We start from the raw sequence: 21343 nt of genomic DNA on the forward strand, positions 1-21343 counted from the left end.
CCGCACCACCTCGAGAAGGAACTCGGACAGTGAAAGTCGTTGTCGATCTGAACAAATGCAGTGCACATGGGCGCTGTTTCGCGGTGGCATCGGAATTCTACGACGTCGATGACGACGGATACAACGCGATGAACGGCGTCGAGGTGCCGGAGGAATTGCACCATCTGGCGATCGAAGGGGCCGAGGCGTGCCCCGAACAGGCGATCACCATCATCGAATAGCCGTACTCGGTTCTGTGGGAGTTCACCACTTCCACACAACCGTGCGCCGTCGAATCGCCGTGATGACGGGCTTCTGCCATGTTCCCGATGTAGATGGTCTTCGGCCCGGTGTCGACCGACAAGGTGAGCCCGGCCGAGTTCGGCTCGGTCGAGGAGGCGAGTCGGCAGTGGGCGATGCCGAGAAACCCTGCGGTGATACCGAATCGGGCTCTGGGTATGCGCGTCCGTGACCGATAACGCGGCACACGGAATATCAGAGTCTCGAGCTCGTTATCAGGGCGGTCGCGAGTTCCTCATAGACTTTCTCGAGCTTTGCCGGCTCGAACGGCCGCGTGGTGACCTGCATGCCGACGAGCGTAGTGAGTGCGATGGTGGCGTAGAGGTCTGCTTTGTCAGGCGAGGTCCCGTGGTCGCGCAGGGACGCGGCGAGCCCTTCGTGACGGACAGCATCTACTCTGCGCTGCACATCGGCGACTCGAGGATCAACCGACGCCCACGCTCGCAAGGCCGCTTCGGCGTTATGGGGAAGCCCTATGGCGAATGCCGATTGCAGCCGAATCTGCTCTGCGAAATCGGTCGAGATGGAGCGAGCGATAAGTTCTGTGGTGTATCGCGTTTCCCAGTGCTCGAGAAACTTCTCGACGAAATCGTCGAAACTCTCGAAGTGGTGGTAGAACGAACCGCGGGTGACCCCCATGGTGCTGCACAGGCCCGCGGCCGTGAGAGCGGGAAATCCCGATTCTTCGAGTACTTCCATAGCCCGGTCGAAGTAGTCGGCCGTCGTGTACTTGATCGTCGCCATCGGTCCATTATTCCGGTTGCCGCCACCCCTCGGCTGGGCGGGATACGGTCGACTACCACAGTCGGCACGGACTACCCGTGTGGCTGCTCCGTACTGTGCTGGGGGGTGTGGATGCGACCGTCCACCACACGATTGATTCGCCGCAGTGCCGGATTCCGTGACCAATGGCACTGGGCACGGGAATCCGGCACTGCTCGACGGGATTATCAGCGATCAGCAGGGATCGCTGTCGCCGACGCCACACATCCCGTTCACGAAGTAGCTGGGAATCGAAGGCGGAGTCGTCTCGGCGTGCTGATTGACATAGAGATAGCCGAGATTGAACACGAGCATGGCCACATTGAAGACTGCGCCGAGAGCGAGCACCCGGAGGACGGTGCGGCCTTTGGTGGTCTTGACGCGATCGATGCCATGATCGGAGAACATGTAGCCCTGTTTGTCGCGGAAGCAGAAAATAACTGCGCTCAGCCCGACCATACCGCATCCCCACGCCAGACCCTCGTACAACGGGAACTGATAAGTTGTTCCCGGCCACAGGGCGAAACTGCCGGGCACCCGCATGTACTGGTCCACGCCCTGGATAAGGGTGATCCATTCGCCGAAGACGTCCTGAGCGAACATGAGGACCATGAGGATCGCGATGAGGGCCGCGCGGTTGAGCCGCGGAAATTTGCGACGCCACCAGTTGACGTAGGAACTGGCCCCGAGCATGTTCAACGGCACGAAGAACAGGTAGATCCCGATCCACCACCAAATCGGCTGAGGGTTCACCCCGCCGTTGTCGACCCACCCCGGAATGAACTCTCCCCAGCTACCCATGTTGAAGAAGTGTGAATTGTAGGAGAAGACGGGCCGAAGGGCATTCACCAGTGGATCCTGCCAGGCAGTGAGCATCCAGGCCATGGCGACGATAGCCACCGGAGGCAACTCCCGGTCCCTTATCGTCTTGCGAACGATCCAGAAGATGAAGACAATGCTGCCGACAATACTGAGAACGTCCCAGAAATAGATCCAGATCATCTTCGTGCCCTCGTCGGGCCCGGGCTGTACCCGCTTGAAGTGGTCCGACAGGATCCATCGAATGAATACGTAGAGCTCCAGCACCAGGAACAATGCGCCGAGCCGGGCGAGCCACACTACCCGGGGCGAGTCTTTCCCCCCTGACTCAACACTTTTCGATTCCTCGGTTCGCGCATGGAGCGAATCTTTGATCGTCAAAGCTAGGCACCTCTTCAAGATCGGTCTCGCGACACTGCGTTACAGCGATATCGCGAACATACACCCCTGTATGTCACCTTGGGAAGCATTGCGCCTGGAAAGTATTCGCGCCGGCAGTGTCGCGGCATGGCCACACCCGAGATCGAGCAGGCAACCACCTTTCACCGCCGTCATCGGCTCAACGCCGGTCGTGATCCCACTACCGCGAATTCGCGCCACCCTGATCGCCGAGTCCGGCGCGCTGGTCGCCGAGGCGGCCTGGACGGACGCGCTCCTCGAGCCGACGCGCAGCGGATGCTCGACATCGATTTCGTCGGCGATCCGGCGCCAGGCTGGACGGTCACCATCGACCAGGACCTCACCACGGCGCGGATCACCGGCCCGGGCGGACTCGGCGAGATCTACTCCGTGGCCGCGGAGAAGATGAGCCGATCTGGGCCGGAAAATGCGTAACCCCGGTGATGTGCCTGACCTTCCAGTGGGAAGGCCGGTAGGGATCGCTCCGGGGTTTTCTGAGGATCAACTATACCCACATTCCTGGGGTATACGCCTCTTCGCCGTCTGCTCTCCCCCGCCCGGTTCGACCGCTACGTCGCTGCCGCTGGATCCCCGGACACAGCCGTAGCACTCTACGCCTGGAACCTCGCGGTCTCCGGCGCCTGGTACGAGACGCTTGGCATGTTAGTGGTACTGCGCAACGCTCTGGACGCACAACTCGTCACCTACCTTTCTCCGAGCCGAACCGCCCCTCGCACCTGCTCGGACGGTATGGTTCGACTTCACGCCCACGCGCGCGGATCGCCGCGATCGAATGTGTTAACAAATGTTAAGTACCCGAGAAGCGGCCGTTTCCAAGGCTTCACCGCGACGTCGACCGCCCTCCCCCCTGCCCGGAATTTCGCACGCTCAGGACGTATCACTCCTGGTCGGCACCGGGACAACCTGGTTCGAGCGTCCAAGATCGGTGACCGACAGGTTGCACCGACCTCACAGCTCACCGCTACCCCGAGAGCGGTGTGAGAGATTCGTTTTGCCCCGGGCCGCGGGCTCCTTACAGTCGGGTACGACAGCCCGAATCGACCGGTCCCAGGGGGCGCCGTGGTTAACTCACGCACTCGAAATACCGCACCCCGCGAGACAACGGGTGGCTCTTCCCCCGACGCGGCCGAGATGTTGCTGCGATGGGGTAAATACTTTCAGCGCGGTGAGGTTTCCGCCGACCACCGCAGCGTGCACAAGGTGGGCGGGCGCTCCGCCGACGAGTTCTACCGGGACCGCTGGGCGCACGACAAGGTCGTGCGTTCGACCCACGGCGTGAACTGCACGGGGTCGTGCTCGTGGAAGATCTACGTCAAGGACGGCGTGATCACCTGGGAATCCCAGCAGACCGACTATCCCTCGGTCGGTGCGGACAAGCCCGAGTGCGAACCGCGCGGATGTCCGCGCGGCGCCTCCTTCTCCTGGTACACCTATTCCCCGGCGCGGGTGCGCTACCCGTATGTGCGCGGTGTACTGCTCGACCTGTACCGGCAGGCCAAGGAGCGGGTCAAGGATCCGGTGCTGGCGTGGGAGGCCGTGGTCTCCGACCCGGAACAGGCCGCCCGCTACAAGTCCGCGCGCGGCAAGGGCGGGTTCGTGCGGGCCGAATGGTGGGAGGCCGCCGAGATCGCGGCGGCCGCGCACGTGCACACCATCAAGCGCTACGGACCCGACCGGGTCGCCGGATTCTCCCCCATTCCGGCCATGTCGATGGTCAGCCATGCCGTCGGCGCGCGTTTCATCTCGCTGCTCGGCGGTTCCATGCTGTCGTTCTACGACTGGTACGCCGACCTGCCGGTGGCCTCGCCGCAGGTCTTCGGTGACCAGACCGACGTGCCGGAATCGGCCGACTGGTTCGACGCGGGCTACCTGATCATGTGGGGGTCCAACGTCCCGGTCACCCGGACCCCCGACGCGCACTACATGACCGAGGCGCGCTACCGCGGTCAGAAGGTCGTCGTGGTCTCGCCGGACTACGCCGACAACACCAAGTTCGCCGACGAATGGGTGCCCGCGCGGCCGGGAACCGATGCGGCACTGGCCATGTCGATGGGACATGTGGTCCTCAAGGAGTTCTTCGTCGAGCGCGCGACGCCGCGTTTCCTCGACTACGTCACGCGGTTCACCGATCTGCCGTACCTGGTGTGCCTGGACGATCCGCGGGGCTGGGACGGCGAGGGCGGCTACCACCACGACGGCGCGCTGGCGGGCAAGTTCCTCACCGCCGCCGATCTCGGCCACACCGAAGAGGGTGCGGCGCACAAACCGGTGCTGCTGGACGGCGCGGGAAATCCGGTGGTGCCCAATGGCTCCCTCGGTCACCGGTTCACCGAATCGGGCACCGGCAAATGGAATCTGGATCTCGAGGGCGTCGAGCCGATGCTGAGCCTCTACGACGCTCCCGGCCGCGAGGATCTGGCGGTGCGGCTGCCGCGCTATGACTCCGACCGGGGTGTCCTGGTGCGCGGCGTTCCCACCCTCACGATCGCGGGCAAGCGGGTCACCACGGTCTTCGATCTGCTGCTCGCGCAGTACGGGGTGGGCCGACCCGGGCTGCCCGGGGTGTGGCCGAGCGGCTACGACGACGCCGACGAGCCATACACCCCCGCCTGGCAGGAGCGCATCACCGGTGTCGCGGCCGTGCAGGCCGCACGCATCGCCCGCGAATTCGCCGACAATGCCGAACGATCCGGTGGCCGGTCGATGATCCTCATGGGCGCGGGCACCAATCACTGGTTCCACTCCGACCAGATCTACCGCGCCTTCTTCACCCTCACCCTGCTCACCGGATGTCAGGGCGTGAACGGCGGCGGCTGGGCGCATTACGTCGGCCAGGAGAAGTGTCGTCCCGTAACCGGTTGGGCGACACTGGCATTCGGCCTGGACTGGCAGCGCCCGCCACGCCAGATGCAGGGCACGGTGTTCTGGTACCTGACCAACGACCAGTGGCGCTACGATCCGTTCACCTCGCAGTCCTTCGCCTCCCCGCTGGGCAAGGGCTCCTTCGCCGGGCGCACGGCCGCCGACAATATCGCCCTGGCCAGCCGGCTGGGCTGGATGCCGAGTTATCCGACCTTCGACCGCAATCCGCTGGATCTGGCCGACGAAGCCGAGGCGGCGGGCACCCCGGCGGCCGACTACGTGGTCGAACGGCTGAAATCCGGCGATCTGCGGTTCGCCTGTGAGGATCCCGACGCGCCGGAGAACTTTCCGCGCTGCCTGACGGTCTGGCGGGCCAATCTGCTCGGCTCTTCCGGCAAGGGCAACGAGTACTTCCACAAACACCTGCTCGGTGCGGACTCCAATGTGCAGACCACCGACGCCACCGGCGTGCGCCCGCAGGAACTGGTATGGCGGGAGGAGGCGCCGACCGGAAAACTGGATCTGCTGCTGTCGCTTGACTTCCGTATGACCAGTACGACGCTGTTCTCCGATATCGTGCTGCCCGCGGCCACCTGGTACGAGAAGCACGACCTTTCCTCCACCGATATGCACCCGTTCGTGCACGCCTTCTCACCGGCGATCTCCCCGCCGTGGGAGGCGAAGACCGATTTCGAGGCGTTCCACCGCATCGCGCGCGGCGTCGCCTGGATGTCGGAGAAGCACCTCGGCGTGCGCAAGGACATCGTCGCCGTTCCGCTGCAACATGATTCGCCCGACGCGCTGGCGCAGGCGGGCGGACGGGTACTGGACTGGAAGGCCGGTGAATGCGAGCCGATTCCGGGCAAGACAATGCCGAAACTCGTGGTGGTGGAACGGGATTACCCCAACCTCGCCGAAAAGATGGCGGCGCTGGGACCGCTGGTGGACACCCTCGGGCTGACCACCAAGGGGGTCACCACCCATCCCGAGGCCGAGGTGGCCCATCTCGCGGGCGTCAACGGCACGGTGGTCTCCGGTATCGCGCAGGGCAGGCCGTCACTGGCCCGCGACACGCACGCGGCCGAGGCGATCCTGGCGCTGTCGGGCACCACCAACGGCCGCCTCGCGGTCGAGGGCTTCCACGCGCTCGAGCGGCGCACCGGCACCCAACTCGCCGACCTGGCCGCCGAGCACGAGGGCAAGCGCATCTCCTTCGCCGACACCCAGGCCCGGCCGGTGCCGGTGATCACCTCGCCGGAGTGGTCGGGCAGCGAGACCGGCGGACGCCGCTACTCCCCCTTCACCATCAACACCGAACGTCTCAAGCCCTGGCACACCCTCACCGGTCGCCAGCACTTCTACCTCGATCACGACTGGATGATCGAACTCGGCGAACAGTTGCCGATCTTCCGGCCGCCGCTGGACATGACCGCGCTGTTCAGCGAACCCGGGGTCGGCGAGGTCGGCGAGAACGGCGTGACCGTGCGCTATCTGACCCCGCACTCCAAATGGTCGATCCACTCCGCCTACCAGGACAACCTGCACATGCTGACGCTCTCGCGCGGCGGTCAGTCGATCTGGATGTCGGACAAGGACGCCGCCAAGATCGGGGTGGCCGACAACGACTGGATCGAGGCGATCAACCGCAACGGCATCGTGGTCGCGCGCGCCATCGTCTCGCACCGTATGCCGGAGGGCACGGTGTTCATGTACCACGCCCAGGACCGGGCCGTCGACGTGCCGCGCATCGAGGGCACGCCCGCGGTGAACGGGGCCAAGGGCAAACGCGGCGGCATCCACAACGCGTTGACCCGCATCATGATCAAACCCTCCCACCTCATCGGCGGATACGCGCAGCAGTCCTTCGCGCTGAACTACCACGGACCGACGGGAAATCAGCGTGACGAGGTGACGACCATTCGCCGTCGCTCGCAGAAAGTCGAGTACTGATATGCGTGTCATGGCACAGCTGGCCATGGTCATGAACCTGGACAAATGCATCGGCTGCCACACGTGCAGCGTGACCTGCAAACAGGCGTGGACCAATCGCGGCGGCACCGAGTACGTGTGGTTCAACAATGTGGAAACCCGTCCCGGACAGGGATATCCGCGGCAGTACCAGGATCAGGAGAAGTGGAAGGGCGGGTGGACGCTCACCAAGCGCGGCAAGCTCACCCTCAAATCCGGTTCGCGGCTCAAGCGACTGCTGAACATCTTCGCCAATCCCGATCTGCCCACGGTCGAGGACTACTACGAACCGTGGAGCTACGACTACGACAACCTGCTGTCCTCCCCGCCCGCCGACACCACACCCGTCGCGCGGCCCAAATCCCTCATCACCGGCGAGGACACGCAGGTCACCTGGGGCGCCAACTGGGACGACGACCTCGGTTCCGGGCCGGCGCAGGTGGGCCGCGACCCGCTGCTGGCGCGGCTGTCCGAGCAGGTCAAACTCGAGTTCGAGCAGACCTTCATGTTCTATCTGCCGCGAATCTGCGAGCACTGCCTGAATCCGTCCTGCGCCGCGTCGTGCCCGTCGGGGGCGATCTACAAGCGCGCCGAGGACGGCATCGTCCTGGTCGACCAGGACCGCTGCCGCGGCTGGCGGCAGTGTGTATCCGGGTGCCCGTACAAGAAGATCTACTTCAACCACAAGACGGGCAAGGCGGAGAAGTGCACCTTCTGCTATCCGCGCGTCGAAGTGGGCATTCCCACGGTCTGCTCGGAGACCTGCGTCGGCAGGCTGCGCTATATCGGCGTCATGCTCTACGACGCGGACAAGGTGCAGGAGGCGGCCTCGGTCACCGCGGCCGAGGATCTGTATCCCTCGCAGTTGGGCGTATTCCTGAATCCGCACGATCCGCGCGTGGTCACCGAGGCGGAGCGGGCGGGCATCTCGCCGGAATGGATTCAGGCGGCACAGGATTCGCCGGTCTACAAACTCATCGTGGACTACCAGATCGCGCTGCCGCTGCACCCCGAATACCGGACCATGCCGATGGTCTGGTACGTGCCGCCGCTGTCACCGGTGGTCGACGTGCTCTCCGAGACCGGACACGACGGGGAGCACGCCCCGAATCTGTTCGGCGCGATCGACGCGCTGCGTATTCCGGTGGAATATCTGGCCGAATTGTTCACCGCGGGCGATGTGGGTCCGGTGCGCGCGGCGCTGCAACGGCTGGCGGGTATGCGATCGTTCATGCGCTCGGTGAATCTGGGCGTGGAACCCGATCCCTCGATCGCACCGTCGGTGCGGTTGGCCCCGGAGGAGATCGAGGCCATGTACCGGCTGCTGGCAATCGCCAAATACGAACACCGGTACGTGATTCCGACCGGCGCGGGCGCGGAGGCGCATCAGCTCGACGCGCTGGCCACCGGGTGCAGTCTCGACGACGACGGCGGACCCGGTATGACCGCCTTCGACCAGATGGTGGACAAATTCCATCTCACCGATGCCAATGACGCCGCGCCGCAGGGGAAGTCGAATCGCATCAACCTGTTGAACTGGGACGGCAAGAGCACCGCGGGCCTGGTTCCCACCGCGGACGTGGGCACCGCAGGCGAACCCGGGCTGGTTTCGGTGACCAACGGCACGCACGCGGCCGGTGTCGACGGCAAGAGTGTCGTCGGCAACGGCGCGAATGGCAACGGCGGCAACGACGCCGCCGGGAACGGCTCGGCGGACCATGCGGGCAACGGCGCCGCGCATGGTCCGTCGGTCCACCACGGCGTATCGAACGCGGCGGCGAACAACGGAGCACAACAATGACTTCGACCACGAACACGACCACCGGCGGTGACCTGGAATGACACTGCTGAAGATCCGCCGCCGTCCTGAACCGGAGGTCCGGGTCGAGGAACGCGACCGCAGGCTGGTCTGGCGACTGGCCGCGATCGCGCTCGACTACCCGGCCGCCGAAACCCTCGCCATGCTCGACGACCTGTCCGCCGCGGCCGCGCACCTGCCCGACCATCTGCGGACCGGCCTGGAGGAACTGCTGGCCCATCTGCGTCGCACACCCCCCATCGACCTCGCGGCGGCCTATGTGGAGACCTTCGACCTGCGCCGCCGCGCCAGCCTGCATCTGACCTTCTACGCCTATGGCGACACCCGCAAGCGCGGCATGGCGCTGCTGCGGTTCAAGCACGCCTACCGGCACGCCGGGGTCGAACTCGACGACCGCGAACTGCCCGACCACCTGCCGGTGCTGCTGGAATTCGCCGCGACCGTCGATCCGGTCGGCGGAGAACGGCTGCTCGGCGAACATCTTCCGGTGATCGAACTGCTGCGGCTGGCGCTGGCCGACACCGGATCGCCCTACGCGGGCGCGCTCGGCGCGGTCGTCGCCACCCTGCCGCCGCTGACCACGGCCGACCGCAGGCGCATCGCCGAACTCGCGGCGCAGGGTCCGCCGGAGGAAGAGGTGGGCCTCGAACCGTTCGCCATGGACCCGACGATGTTCGCCCAGTCGGAAGGCCGCCGATGAACTTCGTCCCGCATCTGCCCGTCGAACTGTGGCTGATCCTGCCCTACGTGGCCTTCACCTCCTTCGTCCTCGGACACGTCTGGCGCTACCGCAACGACCAATTCGGTTGGACCACGCGGTCTTCGCAGATCTACGAGAGCAGGCTGCTGCGACTGGGCAGTCCGCTGTTCCACTTCGGCATGCTCGGCGTGTTCGGCGGACATGTGCTCGGCGTGCTGATCCCCGCGTCCTGGACCGAGGCCGTCGGCGTCTCCGAGCACACCTACCACGTGATCGCGGTGGGCGCGGGTTCGGCCGCCGGACTCGCGGTGCTGGCGGGTGTGGTGATCCTGCTGTATCGCAGATTCACCGTGATCGCGGTGCGCAAGGCCACCACCGCCAACGACAAACTGATGTACGCGCTGCTGGCGGCGGCGCTGGTCACCGGTCTGCTCAACACGTGGGGCAGCAATCTGCTGTGGGGCACCTACGACTACCGCGAGACCGTATCCCCCTGGTTCCGAAGCCTTTTCACGCTGAATCCGCAGCCGGAGCTGATGGTGGACACCCCGTGGACCTTCCAGGTGCACGGTCTGGTGGTACTGGCGCTGGTCGGGCTGTGGCCCTACACCCGGCTGGTGCACATGTTCAGCGCGCCGGTCGGCTATCTGACCCGGCCTTATATCGTCTACCGGCACAAGCAGACCGACGCGCCCGACACTCGCAGGTACGCGCGGGCGTGGGATTCCCCGGTCACCCCGGAACGCTGGCGCTGAGGCCGCGGCGATCCGCCGGTTCGGGGGCGGATCGCCGGGCGCGGCGCTCAGGCGTTGTCGTGTGCGGCCCGCAGTGCGGCGATGTCGAGTTTCGACATGGTCCGCAGGGCCGCGCCGACCGCCGCGGACGCGGCCGGGTCCGCACCCGTCATCAGTTCGGGCAGCTCGGCGGGTACGACCTGCCACGACAGGCCCCAGCGATCGATGAGCCAGCCGCACGGACCGGGCGCGCCGCCCTCGGTGAGACCGTCCCACAGCCGGTCGAGTTCCTCCTGGGTGTCGACAGTGACCTGGATGGAGGCGGCGTCGGTGTGCGGGTGGGACGGCCCGCCGTTCATGAGGGTGACCGCGTGGCCGTCCAGCTCGACGGTGACGATGAACACCGATCCGTCCGCATTGTGGGCGATCTCGACGACGCGGGAGTTGGGCACGAGTTCGACGTAGCGGCGGGCGGCCTGCTCGGCGTCGGTGTCGAACCACAGGAAGGTGTTGACGGACATGATGTGCTCCTCGGAGACGGTGGCGTGTTGCGGTCACCCTTCGGTCGGAGCCGCCCGGTCCGTCTCGACATACCTCGCGAAAAATCTCGAGAATATTTCCCGCCCGGAAACGACCTGGTCAGTCGCAGTCCGGCGCGGGTGCGTCCTGGAACAGTGGATAACCGAGCGGCGGCGCGTAGACCACGTCGAGCACCAGCGGCTCGGCGCCGAGATTGCGGCCGACGTGGACGTTCCGGTCGCCCGCCTGCTCATAGATGAACTCGCCCGCCCGGTACACCGGGCCCGTGCAGTCCGGGCCGGGATGGGTCAGTGTGCCCGAACGGACGAAGCCGAAGACCGGTCCGTCGTGATAGTGCCAGCCGGTGGAGCCGCCGGGAGCGATGGTGATCTCGCGGACCACGAGATCGGTGCCCGCGACGAAGGGCAGCAGTCCGGCGGGAATCCGCGCCTGCGCCAAAGTGACGGCCGTGACGTCGACGCCCGGGGTCGCCGCCGCGTTGCCCGCACCGAGCACGCTCGCCCCCGCGAGGATTCCGGCCACGGCCGCGCCGATGATCGGTCTCATCGGTGCAGTGTAGCCGGCCGAGGCAGGTGCGCCCGAATCAGACGCCGAGCGCGGGGGCGAAGACCGGCCATGCCGCGTGGATGTCGTCCTGCCAGTACGGCCAGGCGTGCGTGCCCGCCGGACGCAGGTTCACCGTCGCCGGAATGGCGAGCGCGGCGAGCTGGTCCACCAGCGGCCGAGTGCATCGGCCGATGGCGGCCTCCATGACGCCGCCGACCGCAAGGCGGTTGACCAGCGCGCCCGGATTCGAGCCGATGCCCAGTGAGCCGAAGGTGTCGTGCGGGCCGGGCAGTCCATTGCCCGCCGACACGTACAGCGCCAGTCCGCGCAGCCGTTCGGCGTTCACCACCGGATCGTTGGCGACCCACGCCGGATTATCGGGCGCGCCCCACATATTCGTAGCGTCGGCGCCGAAGACGGCCAGTTCGGAGTAGATGAGCATGCGCCCGAGGGAACCACTGGTGCGGGTGCATCCGCTGAACGCGCCCGCGGCCCGGTAGAGGCCCGGCGCGTTGGTCGCGAGATTCAGCGCGGAGGTCGCCGACATGGACAGTCCGGCCACGGCGTTGCGTCCGGTCATGTCGAAGCGGGCATCGAGCAGCGGCGGCAGTTCCGCGGTCAGGAAGGTGGTCCATTTGTTGCGGCCGAGCGCCGGGTCGTCAGCGATCCAGTCGGTGTAGTAGCTGGCGCGTCCGCCCATGGGGACGATGACGTTCACCGGCTTGTCGGCGAAGAAATCCGCCACATCGGTGCGCCGCGGCCACGGCCCGCCGTCCTCGCCGCCGTCCACCGCGTTGAGCAGGTACAGCGCAGGCGCGCCGGGACCGGGGTGCGACATCCACAGGGTGATGGGCCGATCCATGGCGGCCGAATACACGACTACCTCGAGCAGGCGTCCCTCCAGCGGGCGCACGTCGAGGATGCGGGATTCGGAGTCGGCCGACGCGACCGGCGCCCACACGAGGGCGGCGACGGCGATCAGGACGGCGATCAGACAGCTCGTGAGCCGATACATGGGTCAAGTCTCCCCCAGCCCGTGCTCGTCCCGGGTGTCCGGCACGTTTCGCGTTCTCACCGGGCGTGTTCGTCGCGGCCGTGCACCCGCAGCGCGCTGATCGAGCGGGAGGTGTCGCCCTCGACGTGCAGTCGCCGCGCCACGATCCAACGCAGAGCGCGGGGCAGATCGGGGGCGATGTGGGTCAGATACGAGTACAGCCACTCGACCCGTTCCACCAGGACGGCCGAGCCGTGGATGCGGTCGAAGCAGACGCTCGGCGATCCACCGCGGCAGGACCGCGGCGTCGGGATGGTCGCGCGCCCAGCGCAGCGGGTCATCGTAGACATTGACCCATTCGATGCCGGTGCGGGCGCCGACCCGGACGGCCGCCTCCATCACGGCACGGCCGGAGTCGCGGCGGCGACCCGACGCAGGTGCGCGGCCAGCAGTGGACCCACGACGGCGACGACCTCGGAATTGGTCATTTGGGCGTGTGCCGCGTCGATCGGGTGTTCGCGCAGTTCTCCGGTGACATACGGCTGCCACAGCCGCGCGCCGAACGGCGCGGTCGGACCCTCGGTCGCGGAGAAGTACAGCAGGTCGCCGTCGAAGACCTCCGGTCGGAAGTCGTGGGCGAGCCGGACTCCGTCGACATAGGCGCGATGCAGGCGCTCGAGGTGATCGGCGCTCAGTCCGCTGCCGAACGACGCTGGGGCGCGGGACAATTCGGCCGCGGCTTCGGCGGCGGTGAGATCGGTCAGCGCGTCGGCGTCCTCGGGCTCGTCCCCGAGCAGATGGGTGAGCAGATCACGCATACGCGGCGCGGGGGGCATGGCCGCGCCGACCGGTATGACCATGCTGTCGAGCATGGCGAGCAACGCGACCCGGTCGCCGCGCGCCCGCAAACGCACCGCCACCGCGTGCGCGATCTGACCGCCCAATGACCAGCCGAGCAGGTGATAAGGCCCCTGCGGCTGGATACCGATCACGGCGGCGACATAGGTGTCGGCGAGGTCATCGATACCCAGGGTTCGCACGGTCGCGGCGGTGAGCGTCGGCGCTTGCAGACCGTAGACGGGCCGATCGGTGACGTGGCGGGACAGTCCGGCGTAACACCAGGCCAGCGGCACCGCGGAGTGGATGCAGAACAGTGGCTCGCCCGCGCCGCCGCGCCGCAGCGGGAGCAGGACGCCCATCGCGTCCTCGGGGCGGTCCGCGATCCCGGCGGCGTGCCCGGTGACCCGCGCGGCCAACGCCTCGACCGTCGGTGCGGTGTAGAGCCGGCGCACGGTCACCGGAGATCCCGTCGCGGCGGCCAGTTCCGCCGAAGTGTCACGCCGAGTAGGGAATCGCCGCCGAGGGCGAAGAAATCGTCGTCCAGGCCGACGCGGTCGTGTCCGGTCGCCTTGCCCATGTGTTCGGCCACGAGCCGCTGAGTGAACTCGCGCGGTTCGCGGTACACCGGCCGCGCGGGCGCGGGCAGGGTTCGGCGCATGCGCAGCAGGACGGCGCCGGCGTCGAAGGGGATTCCCTCGATCGCCGCCGCCATCGGATCCTCGGCCGCGCCGAGATCCTCCTCGCGCCACGGCAGTTCGGCGCAATCCCGCAGCACGGCCACGGCGAGCGGTCCGACGAGGTCGAGATACACGGCTACGGTGACGGGGATGTCACGGAGCAACTGCTGGGCAACCCACCAGCGCAGTTGCGCGGTGGTGAGCGGCAACGGGTGCTCCGCGCCGCCGACGTCGCCCTTGGCCGCCACACGCCTCCCTGATGAGGTCGAGGTATCCGCTGAATGTCCTCGAGCAAACCTACGGCATTCGACGCCGGTGGCGGGGTATTGCCGGAATCGCCGTGCCGCCGTCAGGCCGCGGGCAGCAGGGTCGCCAGCACCTCGTCCAACGCGGTGGCCGCCACACCGAACTCACGGCGCAGCGCCGTGTCGTCGGCGGTGAATTCGCGGTGTGACATGTAGTAGGTCTCGAACGCCTCCCCCCAGAACGGTCCGGTCAGAGCGAGCAGCGCGAGTTCGCGATCGGACATGACCGACAGTCCGGGCGGCTCCACCCCGGCCAATTCCGCCAGACGGCCCGCGAGCGCGCGCAGGGTCACCGTGATGGTCGGCGCGTGCCAGGCCCGGCCCCACGCGCCGTCCCCGCGTGACACCGCGACCAGCGCGGCGGCCGCGTCGGTGGTGGCGGTGTAGGAATGCGGCAGGTCAAGAGCCTGTGGCACGAGTACCGGCCTGCCGCTGAGCACCTGCTGTTGCACCATGAGCGAGAACACCGATATCGCGCCCGCGCCGAGGAATTGACCCGCCCGCACCTCGGTGACCCGCAACCGGCCCGCCTGGTGCGCGGCCAGCGCCTCGCCCCACATTCTGGCCCGCACCGCGCCCTTCGGCCCGGTCGCGGCCAATGGCGCGTCCTCGGTGAGCGGAGCGTCGGCCGGTCCGTAGCCGTACAGATTGCCCAGCATCACCAGGTCGGCGCCGACCTTCTCCGTGGCGGACAGTATCGCCCCGAACAGCCCGGGCACCTCCTGCGGCCAGGTGTGGTACGCGGGCATGGCGGCATTGAATACCGTGCCCGCACCCTCGACGAGCGCGGTGAGCGCGTCCACGTCGGTGGCGTCCACCACCGCGGTCTCGATATTCGGATGCCGCGGGCCGAGTCCGCTGCGACTGACCATCCGCACCGACGCACCCGCGTCGGCGAGCAGGACGGCGGTGGCCGACGCGGTCGCGCCCCGGCCGATGATGACATGCGTAGGCATGCGAATTCCCTTCTCAGGCAGACTTTTTGGATGGAGCCGCCGATCGGCGCAGCTTCCGTGTTCCAGCCTGCCCGCCGCGGGATCGCTAGACTAGTGGCCGATCAGCCATATATCCCAAGGATCAGGCCATGAAATCCGTCGCCGTCGTCGCGGTGCCCCCGGTGAAGACCTTCGACCTGTCCATGCCGCAGACGCTGCTCGGCGCGGTCGCCATCGACGGCGCGCCCGGGTACCGGGTCACCGTCTGCACCGCCGAACCCGGCATCGTCCCCGCGGGTATCGGCGGATTCGACGCGGTAATACGCCACGGACTCGACGTCGTCGCCGAGGCCGACACCGTCATCGTGCCGAGCACCGGCGTTCGCGGCACCGCCGATTCGGCCACGGTCGAGGCGCTGCGGGCCGCGGCCGCACGCGGCGCCCGGGTCACCTCGATCTGCAGTGGCGCGTTCGTGCTGGCCCAGGCCGGCTTGCTGGACGGCCGCACCGCCACCACGCACTGGGGACTCGCCGAGGAGCTGCGCGCGCTGTATTCGGGCGTCACGGTGCGCACCGACGCGCTCTTCGTAGAGGACGGCCCGATCACCACGGCCGCGGGTGCGGCGGCCGGAATCGACCTGTGCCTGCACCTGATTCGCGCCGACTACGGCGCGACCGTCGCCAATGCCTGCGCCCGCGTCGCGGTGGTGGCACCGGTGCGCCCCGGCGGCCAGGCCCAATTCGTCGACCTGCCGCTGCCGCCCGATGACGGACCCGCACTCGCGGTCACCCGCGAATGGGCGCTGGCGCGCTTGGACACGCCGCTGTCACTGGGCGAGCTCGCCGCCCACGCGCGCATGAGCGTGCGGACGCTGAGCCGCCGCTTCCACGAGGAGACCGGTATGAGTCCGCGGAAGTGGCTGCTGCACCAGCGCGTCCACCGCGCCCGCGAACTGCTGGAATCCACCTCGCTGCCCATGGACCTGGTCGCCCGACACAGCGGGTTGGGCTCCGCGGAATCGCTGCGCCAGCACATGATTCGCCATGTGGGTCTGGCGCCGACGGCCTATCGCGCCGCCTTCACCCGCACCCCGCGCCCGGCGTGAGCGCCGGGTTCAGGCCACCGGGTGCGCGACGGCTTCGCGGGCCGCGCGGCGGTACCGGTCGGCGATGAGACGCACCACGGCGGGGTGCACGCCGATCGGGTCGGCCACACCGTCCGCCCCCGCCTCGCGCAGGCGCTGATGGAACAGGCCGTGCGCCAACAGATACGAGGCGATGAAGACCCGCCGTTCACCCGCGGCCCGCAGATCGGCGACGACATCCGGGACGCGCGGCGCGCCGGTGGCGACATAGCCGACGCGGACCGGAGCGCCGAGCCGCTCGGCGAGCAGGGCCGCGGCGCGGCGCACATCCTCGCGCGCCCGCGCGTCGGAGGAGCCCGCGGCGGCGAAGACCACCGCGTCACCCGGCTGCCATCCCGCGGCGCGCAGGCGCACGGCCATGACGCGCGCCAGCGCCGGATCGGGGCCCATCGCCGCGGTCACGGCGACCGCGCGACGACCGCTGTCCGCCACCTCACGGGGGACGTCCTGGTAAACGTGGTAGCCCGAGGCGAGAAAGGCCGGGACCACCACGGCGGGAACGGTTTCGCCGTCATCGGCGTCGAGATCGCGCAGTACTTCCGACGGCGAGGGGCCGAGCACGTCGACGAAGGCCGTGCGGACGACGGGTACGGACCCGCGGGGGCGGAGTTCACGGGTGACCGCCTCGGCGAGCGCGGCGATCATCTCCACCCCCTTGGCACTCCTGGTGCCGTGCGCGACCAGCACCAGCGCGGGGGCGCTCACCAGCTCCCCATCGGCTGGACATGGCGCGGTGCGCGCACCGGCGTGCCGATTCCCGGCTGCGGCCCACGCGGCAGATCCGGTGTGCGGGGAAAATTGTCGGTGCATTCGGCCGCGTCCAACGCCAACCGGTAACCGCGTTTGACCACGGTCTGAATGGCCTTCGGCGTCCCGAGTCCGGCGCGAAGCCTCGCGATGGCGGTCTCCACCGCGTGCGTGTCGTCGCCGCCGCCGGGCAGCGCCGCCAGCAGATCCTCGCGCGACACGACCCGGCCCGGCTGCCGGGCCAGCGAACGCATGAGCGCCATCGGCGCGGGTGCGAGCTGGCGCACGACACCGTCTACCACCACGCATCCGCCGCGCACACTGATCTGATGCCCGGCGGCCTGAATCCTGTTGGCGCGCCGGGGCAATTCCTCGGCCACGTGCCGGGCGAGCGCGCCGAGCCGGGCGCGGCCGGGCATGGACGTCGGCACCCCGAGCTCCTCGAGCGGAGCCGCCGTGATGGGACCGACGCAGGCGGGCAGCACCCGCCCGCGCAGCGCGTGCAGCACCCCTTCCAGCAGCCCGGTTTCCTTGGCGCGCATCAACATCGAGGCCACCGCCGGCGCGCTGGTGAAGGTCACGCAGTCCAGATTCGCGGTGACGATCGCCTCGAGCAGCTGGTCCATCGGGCCGCGGTCGGCGGGCGGAATCCACCGGTACACCGGCACCGCAACCACGTCGGCGCCCGCGCAACGCAGGACCTCGCAGAAATCCGGGACCGGTTCCCATTCGGTGGTGGCGCCGTGCAGCTGCACCGCGATGCGCACGCCCTCGACCCCCTCGGCGAGCAAATGGTCGAGCACCTCGGCGGAGGACTCCGAGGCGGGCGACCACTCCTCGCGCAGCTCCGCCGCGCGAATCGCGCCCTTGGCCTTGGGACCCCGGGCCAGCATCCGGTTGCCGGACAGTGTGATTCGCAGTTCCTCGGCCAGACCCCACCCCTCGGCGGCCTCCATCCAGCCGCGGAAACCGATGCCGGTGGTGGCGACGGTGATCTGCGGCGGTTCGGCGACCAGTTTGCGGGTCACCCGCTCGAGTTCGGTGTCATCGGCCAGCGGAATGATGCGAATGGCGGGGGCGGACACCACGGTCGCGCCTCGGCGTTCCAGCAGCGTGGCGAATTCCTCGGCACGCCGCGCCGCGGTGATGCCGACCGTGAATCCCGCGAGAGCGGCGCTCGCGTCGATTGTCGTCATAGGTGTTCATCCGTCCGAGGATTCGAGCCCGGACGTCACCGGCTCGTTGGATACCGAAACGATGCCGTCGTCCACACGCACCGCGTACACCGGCAGCGCTGCCGACTCGTCGTCCAGGCAGCGCCCATCGAGCAGCGAGAACGCCTGCTTCAGCAGCGGCGAGGCGACGACGGGCACGCCGCCGCGATCACCGACGATCCCGCGCGACATGACTGCCGCGCGGCCGAACGGATCGATATTACCGACGGCGAACACCGTGCCGTCGGTGAGCAGGAACAGGGCGGCCTGACGGCCGCCTTTCAGCAGCACCGCGACGCCGCGGCCCGGGAGCAAATAGTCGAGTCGGCACGCCTGCGTCCAGCCGGTGGCGGTGGCCTGCGCGACGCTGGGTGTATCGATTACGGTCATCGGGTTCCTCCTCCGAACGCCATACTCATTGGTACAGGCGTCCTGTTTCCACGCGGTTAAGCACTTATTTCCCGTGCGTGGCCGTGGTGGACCCCACGCCCGCCGTCACCGGCACCTCGGGCATGCCGAGCAGCACCGGGACCTTGCGTTCCCCGGTGTCGTCGAACGCGATGGTCGGATCGCTCTGATCGGGCGCGTTCACGAAGGACACGAAGCGCGAGAGCTTCTGCTCGTCCTCCAGTACCGCGGCCCATTCGTCCCGGTACCCCTCCACATGCTTGGCCATCGCCGACTCGAGTTCCTCGGCGATGCCGAGGCTGTCCTCACACACGACCGAGCGCACGTAGTCGATGCCGCCCTCGAGCGACTCCTGCCACGGCGCGGTGCGCTGCAACCGGTCGGCGGTGCGGATGTAGAACATGAGATAACGGTCGATGTACTTGACCAGGGTCTCGTCATCGAGATCGCCCGCCAGCAGCACCGCGTGCTTGGGCGTCAGACCGCCGTTGCCGCCGACATACAGGTTCCATCCGGTATCGGTGGCGATGACGCCGACGTCCTTGCCCCTGGCCTCGGCGCACTCACGGGCGCAACCCGACACCGCCAGCTTCAGCTTGTGCGGCGACCGCAGTCCGCGGTAGCGCTTCTCCAGCAGTACCGCCATGCCGACCGAATCCTGCTGACCGTAGCGGCACCAGGTCGAGCCGACGCAGCTCTTCACCGTGCGCAGCGACTTGCCGTAGGCGTGACCCGATTCCATGCCCGCGTCGACCAGCCGCTTCCAGATCAGCGGCAGCTGCTCCACGCGCGCGCCGAACAGGTCGATGCGCTGCCCGCCGGTGACCTTGACGTAGAGGCCGAACTCCTTGGCCACCTCGCCGATGGTGATCAGCTGATCCGCGGTGACCTCGCCGCCCGGCATCCGCGGCACCACCGAATAGGTGCCGTTCTTCTGGAGGTTGGCCAGGAAGTGGTCGTTGGTGTCCTGGAGGGCGGCCTGTTCGCCGTCGAGGATGTGTTCGCTCGATGTCGAGGCGAGGATGGAGGCGACGGTCGGCTTGCAGATGTCGCAGCCCGAGCCCTTGCCGTGTTTGGCGATCAGTGCGGAGAAGGTGCGGATTCCGGTCGCCTGGACGATACGGAACAGTTCGGCCCGCGACTGTTCGAAGTGCTCGCACAGCGCCTTGGACATCTCAACGCCCGACTGCTCGAGCAGTTTCTTGAGCATGGGCACGCAGCCGCCGCAGGAGGTGCCCGCGCCGGTGCAGCTCTTGATCGCGGGCACATCGCAGGCGCCCTCGGCGATGGCGCCGCAGATCGCGCCCTTGCTGATGTTGTTGCACGAGCAGATCTGCGCGTCGTCGGGCAGCGAATCCGCGCCGAGTTCGGCGCCCGCGGGGGAGATGAGCGCCGCGGGTTCGGCGGGCAGCGGCCGCCCCACCAGCGGGCGCAGCGCCGAATAGGCGGTGGCGTCGCCGACCAGGATGCCGCCGAGCAGGGTCTTCGCGTCGTCGGAGACCACGAGTTTGGCGTAGGTGCCCTTGGCGGCGTCGTGCAGCACCACCGAAAGCGCGCCCTCGGTGACGCCGTGCGCGTCGCCGAAGCTGGCCACGTCGACGCCGAGCAGCTTCAGCTTGGTGGACATGTCCGCGCCCGGGAATTCGCCCGCACCGCCGAGCAGCCGGTCCGCGACGATCTCGGCGGTGGTGTAGCCCGGGGCGACGAGGCCGTAGCAGACCCCCTCGACCGCCGCGCATTCGCCGATCGCCCAGACGTGCGGGTCGGAGGTCTGCAAGCCGAGGTCGGTGATGACGCCGCCGCGCGGTCCCACCTCGAGCCCCGCCTCGCGCGCGAGCTCGTCGCGCGGCCGGATGCCCGCGGAGAACACCACGAGCGAGGCGTCGATCGTCGACTCGTCGGACAGAGTCAGCGTGAGACCGCCGTCGACCGCCGCCTCGATGGACGAGGTGCCGACGCCGGTGTGCACGGTCAGGCCGAGGTCGGTGACCAGGCGTTCCAGGATCGCGCCGCCGCCCGCGTCGACCTGTGCGGGCATCAGCCGGTCGTTGTACTCGATGACGTGCGGGGTCAATCCGAGCAGGCGCAGCGCGTTGGCCGCCTCCAGGCCGAGCAGACCGCCGCCGATGACCACGCCGTGCGCACCCGGTCCCGCGGTCTCGGCCGCCGCGCGGATGCCGTCGAGGTCGTCGATGGTCCGGTAGACGAAACAGCCCGGCAGATCGTGGCCAGGGACCGGCGGCACGAAGGCGTAGGAGCCGGTGGCCAGCACCAGGGCGTCGTAGGCGATGGTCTCGCCCTCGGCGGTGGTGACCTTACGGGCCTCGCGGTCGATGGCCGCGCCGCGCTGCCCCAGCCGCAGCTCCACCAGGTCGTCCCCGGCGTATTCGTTGCCTGGCAGTGCCAGCGCCGCCGCGTCCCATGCGCCGATGTAGGCGGACAGTCCGACCCGGTCGTAGGCCGGTCGCTGTTCCTCGCAGAGGATCACGATCTGCCACTGCCCGGCCTCGTCACGGGAGCGCAACGCTTCGACGAAGCGATGTCCGACCATGCCGTGGCCGAGCACGACCACGGTCTTGCGCTGTGTCGTCGGTTCGACGGTGGGATTCATGGGTGATCTCCGATGTGA

Annotated in this window: 20 protein-coding genes; 7 read left to right on the top strand and 13 right to left on the bottom strand. The window is 68.1% G+C overall.

Features of this window, described 5'->3' with window-relative positions:
* Window positions 1-29: 29 nt before the first annotated feature.
* The gene (locus tag APZ21_RS21250) at window positions 30-221 is read left to right on the top strand and encodes a ferredoxin (RefSeq protein ID WP_054815034.1); all 192 of its coding nucleotides are present in this window, start codon (window positions 30-32) and stop codon (window positions 219-221) included.
* Window positions 222-474: 253 nt separating this feature from the next.
* Here APZ21_RS21250 and APZ21_RS21255 read toward each other — a convergent pair whose 3' ends face one another.
* The gene (locus APZ21_RS21255; RefSeq protein ID WP_054815035.1) at window positions 475-1023 is read right to left on the bottom strand and encodes a TetR/AcrR family transcriptional regulator; all 549 of its coding nucleotides are present in this window, start codon (window positions 1021-1023) and stop codon (window positions 475-477) included.
* A gap of 213 nt (window positions 1024-1236) precedes the next feature.
* A complete protein-coding gene (locus tag APZ21_RS21260; RefSeq protein ID WP_156371244.1) occupies window positions 1237-2241 on the bottom strand; it encodes a spirocyclase AveC family protein in 1005 nt (334 codons plus the stop codon).
* Between the two features lie 126 nt (window positions 2242-2367).
* Here APZ21_RS21260 and APZ21_RS34280 point away from each other — a divergent pair, with 126 nt between their 5' ends.
* From APZ21_RS34280 to narI, 5 genes are all read left to right on the top strand, one after another.
* The gene (locus tag APZ21_RS34280) at window positions 2368-2694 is read left to right on the top strand and encodes a hypothetical protein (protein WP_156371245.1); all 327 of its coding nucleotides are present in this window, start codon (window positions 2368-2370) and stop codon (window positions 2692-2694) included.
* Between the two features lie 717 nt (window positions 2695-3411).
* Window positions 3412-7092: a nitrate reductase subunit alpha gene (locus APZ21_RS21265; protein WP_054815037.1), complete on the top strand. Its 3681-nt coding sequence runs from the start codon at window positions 3412-3414 to the stop codon at window positions 7090-7092.
* A 10-nt stretch (window positions 7093-7102) separates the two neighbouring features.
* Window positions 7103-8911, top strand: coding sequence for a nitrate reductase subunit beta (gene narH, locus APZ21_RS21270; protein ID WP_420845276.1), 1809 nt, complete (start codon window positions 7103-7105; stop codon window positions 8909-8911).
* Window positions 8912-8948: 37 nt separating this feature from the next.
* On the top strand, window positions 8949-9629 hold the full coding sequence (gene narJ, locus APZ21_RS21275; protein WP_054815039.1) for a nitrate reductase molybdenum cofactor assembly chaperone: 681 nt from the start codon (window positions 8949-8951) through the stop codon (window positions 9627-9629).
* The gene (narI, locus tag APZ21_RS21280; protein WP_054815040.1) at window positions 9626-10384 is read left to right on the top strand and encodes a respiratory nitrate reductase subunit gamma; all 759 of its coding nucleotides are present in this window, start codon (window positions 9626-9628) and stop codon (window positions 10382-10384) included. Before narJ ends, narI begins: the two co-directional genes overlap by 4 nt.
* A gap of 47 nt (window positions 10385-10431) precedes the next feature.
* Here narI and APZ21_RS21285 read toward each other — a convergent pair whose 3' ends face one another.
* The 7 genes from APZ21_RS21285 to APZ21_RS21315 form a co-directional block, all read right to left on the bottom strand.
* Complete coding sequence (locus tag APZ21_RS21285) at window positions 10432-10884, bottom strand: VOC family protein (RefSeq protein ID WP_054815041.1); 453 nt, start codon at window positions 10882-10884, stop codon at window positions 10432-10434.
* Between the two features lie 118 nt (window positions 10885-11002).
* Window positions 11003-11449, bottom strand: coding sequence for a cupin domain-containing protein (locus APZ21_RS21290; RefSeq protein ID WP_054815042.1), 447 nt, complete (start codon window positions 11447-11449; stop codon window positions 11003-11005).
* A 37-nt stretch (window positions 11450-11486) separates the two neighbouring features.
* Entirely contained in the window at window positions 11487-12464 is a 978-nt protein-coding gene (locus tag APZ21_RS21295) for an alpha/beta hydrolase (protein ID WP_054815043.1), read from the bottom strand.
* 56 nt (window positions 12465-12520) lie between these two features.
* Complete coding sequence (locus tag APZ21_RS21300) at window positions 12521-12793, bottom strand: hypothetical protein (RefSeq protein WP_156371246.1); 273 nt, start codon at window positions 12791-12793, stop codon at window positions 12521-12523.
* 48 nt (window positions 12794-12841) lie between these two features.
* The gene (locus APZ21_RS21305) at window positions 12842-13741 is read right to left on the bottom strand and encodes an alpha/beta fold hydrolase (RefSeq protein WP_054815045.1); all 900 of its coding nucleotides are present in this window, start codon (window positions 13739-13741) and stop codon (window positions 12842-12844) included.
* Window positions 13738-14208, bottom strand: coding sequence for a phosphopantetheine-binding protein (locus APZ21_RS35755; RefSeq protein ID WP_054815046.1), 471 nt, complete (start codon window positions 14206-14208; stop codon window positions 13738-13740). The genes APZ21_RS21305 and APZ21_RS35755 overlap by 4 nt, the downstream gene beginning before the upstream one ends.
* A gap of 101 nt (window positions 14209-14309) precedes the next feature.
* A complete protein-coding gene (locus APZ21_RS21315; protein ID WP_054815047.1) occupies window positions 14310-15221 on the bottom strand; it encodes an NAD-dependent epimerase/dehydratase family protein in 912 nt (303 codons plus the stop codon).
* 128 nt (window positions 15222-15349) lie between these two features.
* Between APZ21_RS21315 and APZ21_RS21320 the strand changes: the two genes are divergently transcribed.
* Complete coding sequence (locus APZ21_RS21320) at window positions 15350-16306, top strand: GlxA family transcriptional regulator (protein ID WP_054815048.1); 957 nt, start codon at window positions 15350-15352, stop codon at window positions 16304-16306.
* Between the two features lie 9 nt (window positions 16307-16315).
* Here APZ21_RS21320 and APZ21_RS21325 read toward each other — a convergent pair whose 3' ends face one another.
* The 4 genes from APZ21_RS21325 to nirB all read right to left on the bottom strand — a co-directional run bounded on the left by APZ21_RS21325 (window position 16316) and on the right by nirB (window position 21325).
* Window positions 16316-17050, bottom strand: a complete 735-nt coding sequence (locus APZ21_RS21325; RefSeq protein ID WP_054815049.1) for a sirohydrochlorin chelatase — start codon at window positions 17048-17050, stop codon at window positions 16316-16318.
* The gene (locus tag APZ21_RS21330; RefSeq protein WP_054815050.1) at window positions 17047-18288 is read right to left on the bottom strand and encodes a uroporphyrinogen-III synthase; all 1242 of its coding nucleotides are present in this window, start codon (window positions 18286-18288) and stop codon (window positions 17047-17049) included. The genes APZ21_RS21325 and APZ21_RS21330 overlap by 4 nt, the downstream gene beginning before the upstream one ends.
* Window positions 18289-18294: 6 nt before the next feature.
* Window positions 18295-18696 (bottom strand): nitrite reductase small subunit NirD, encoded by a 402-nt coding sequence (gene nirD / locus APZ21_RS21335; protein ID WP_054815051.1) that lies wholly within the window; start codon window positions 18694-18696, stop codon window positions 18295-18297.
* A gap of 64 nt (window positions 18697-18760) precedes the next feature.
* Complete coding sequence (gene nirB / locus APZ21_RS21340) at window positions 18761-21325, bottom strand: nitrite reductase large subunit NirB (protein WP_054815052.1); 2565 nt, start codon at window positions 21323-21325, stop codon at window positions 18761-18763.
* Window positions 21326-21343 lie beyond the last annotated feature (18 nt).

The organism is Nocardia arizonensis (genome assembly GCF_001310275.1).
GTDB classification, from domain to species: Bacteria; Actinomycetota; Actinomycetes; order Mycobacteriales; family Mycobacteriaceae; genus Nocardia; species Nocardia arizonensis.

Coding starts and splice junctions, on each gene's coding strand:
- APZ21_RS21255 (WP_054815035.1), bottom strand. CDS start 1,023: ATGGCGACGATCAAGTACACGACGGCCGACTACTTCGACCGGGCTATG.
- APZ21_RS34280 (WP_156371245.1), top strand. CDS start 2,368: ATGGCCACACCCGAGATCGAGCAGGCAACCACCTTTCACCGCCGTCAT.
- APZ21_RS21265 (WP_054815037.1), top strand. CDS start 3,412: ATGTTGCTGCGATGGGGTAAATACTTTCAGCGCGGTGAGGTTTCCGCC.
- narH (WP_420845276.1), top strand. CDS start 7,103: ATGGCACAGCTGGCCATGGTCATGAACCTGGACAAATGCATCGGCTGC.
- narJ (WP_054815039.1), top strand. CDS start 8,949: ATGACACTGCTGAAGATCCGCCGCCGTCCTGAACCGGAGGTCCGGGTC.
- narI (WP_054815040.1), top strand. CDS start 9,626: ATGAACTTCGTCCCGCATCTGCCCGTCGAACTGTGGCTGATCCTGCCC.
- APZ21_RS21285 (WP_054815041.1), bottom strand. CDS start 10,884: ATGTCCGTCAACACCTTCCTGTGGTTCGACACCGACGCCGAGCAGGCC.
- APZ21_RS21290 (WP_054815042.1), bottom strand. CDS start 11,449: ATGAGACCGATCATCGGCGCGGCCGTGGCCGGAATCCTCGCGGGGGCG.
- APZ21_RS21295 (WP_054815043.1), bottom strand. CDS start 12,464: ATGTATCGGCTCACGAGCTGTCTGATCGCCGTCCTGATCGCCGTCGCC.
- APZ21_RS21300 (WP_156371246.1), bottom strand. CDS start 12,793: ATGTCTACGATGACCCGCTGCGCTGGGCGCGCGACCATCCCGACGCCG.
- APZ21_RS21315 (WP_054815047.1), bottom strand. CDS start 15,221: ATGCCTACGCATGTCATCATCGGCCGGGGCGCGACCGCGTCGGCCACC.
- APZ21_RS21320 (WP_054815048.1), top strand. CDS start 15,350: ATGAAATCCGTCGCCGTCGTCGCGGTGCCCCCGGTGAAGACCTTCGAC.
- APZ21_RS21330 (WP_054815050.1), bottom strand. CDS start 18,288: ATGACGACAATCGACGCGAGCGCCGCTCTCGCGGGATTCACGGTCGGC.
- nirD (WP_054815051.1), bottom strand. CDS start 18,696: ATGACCGTAATCGATACACCCAGCGTCGCGCAGGCCACCGCCACCGGC.
- nirB (WP_054815052.1), bottom strand. CDS start 21,325: ATGAATCCCACCGTCGAACCGACGACACAGCGCAAGACCGTGGTCGTG.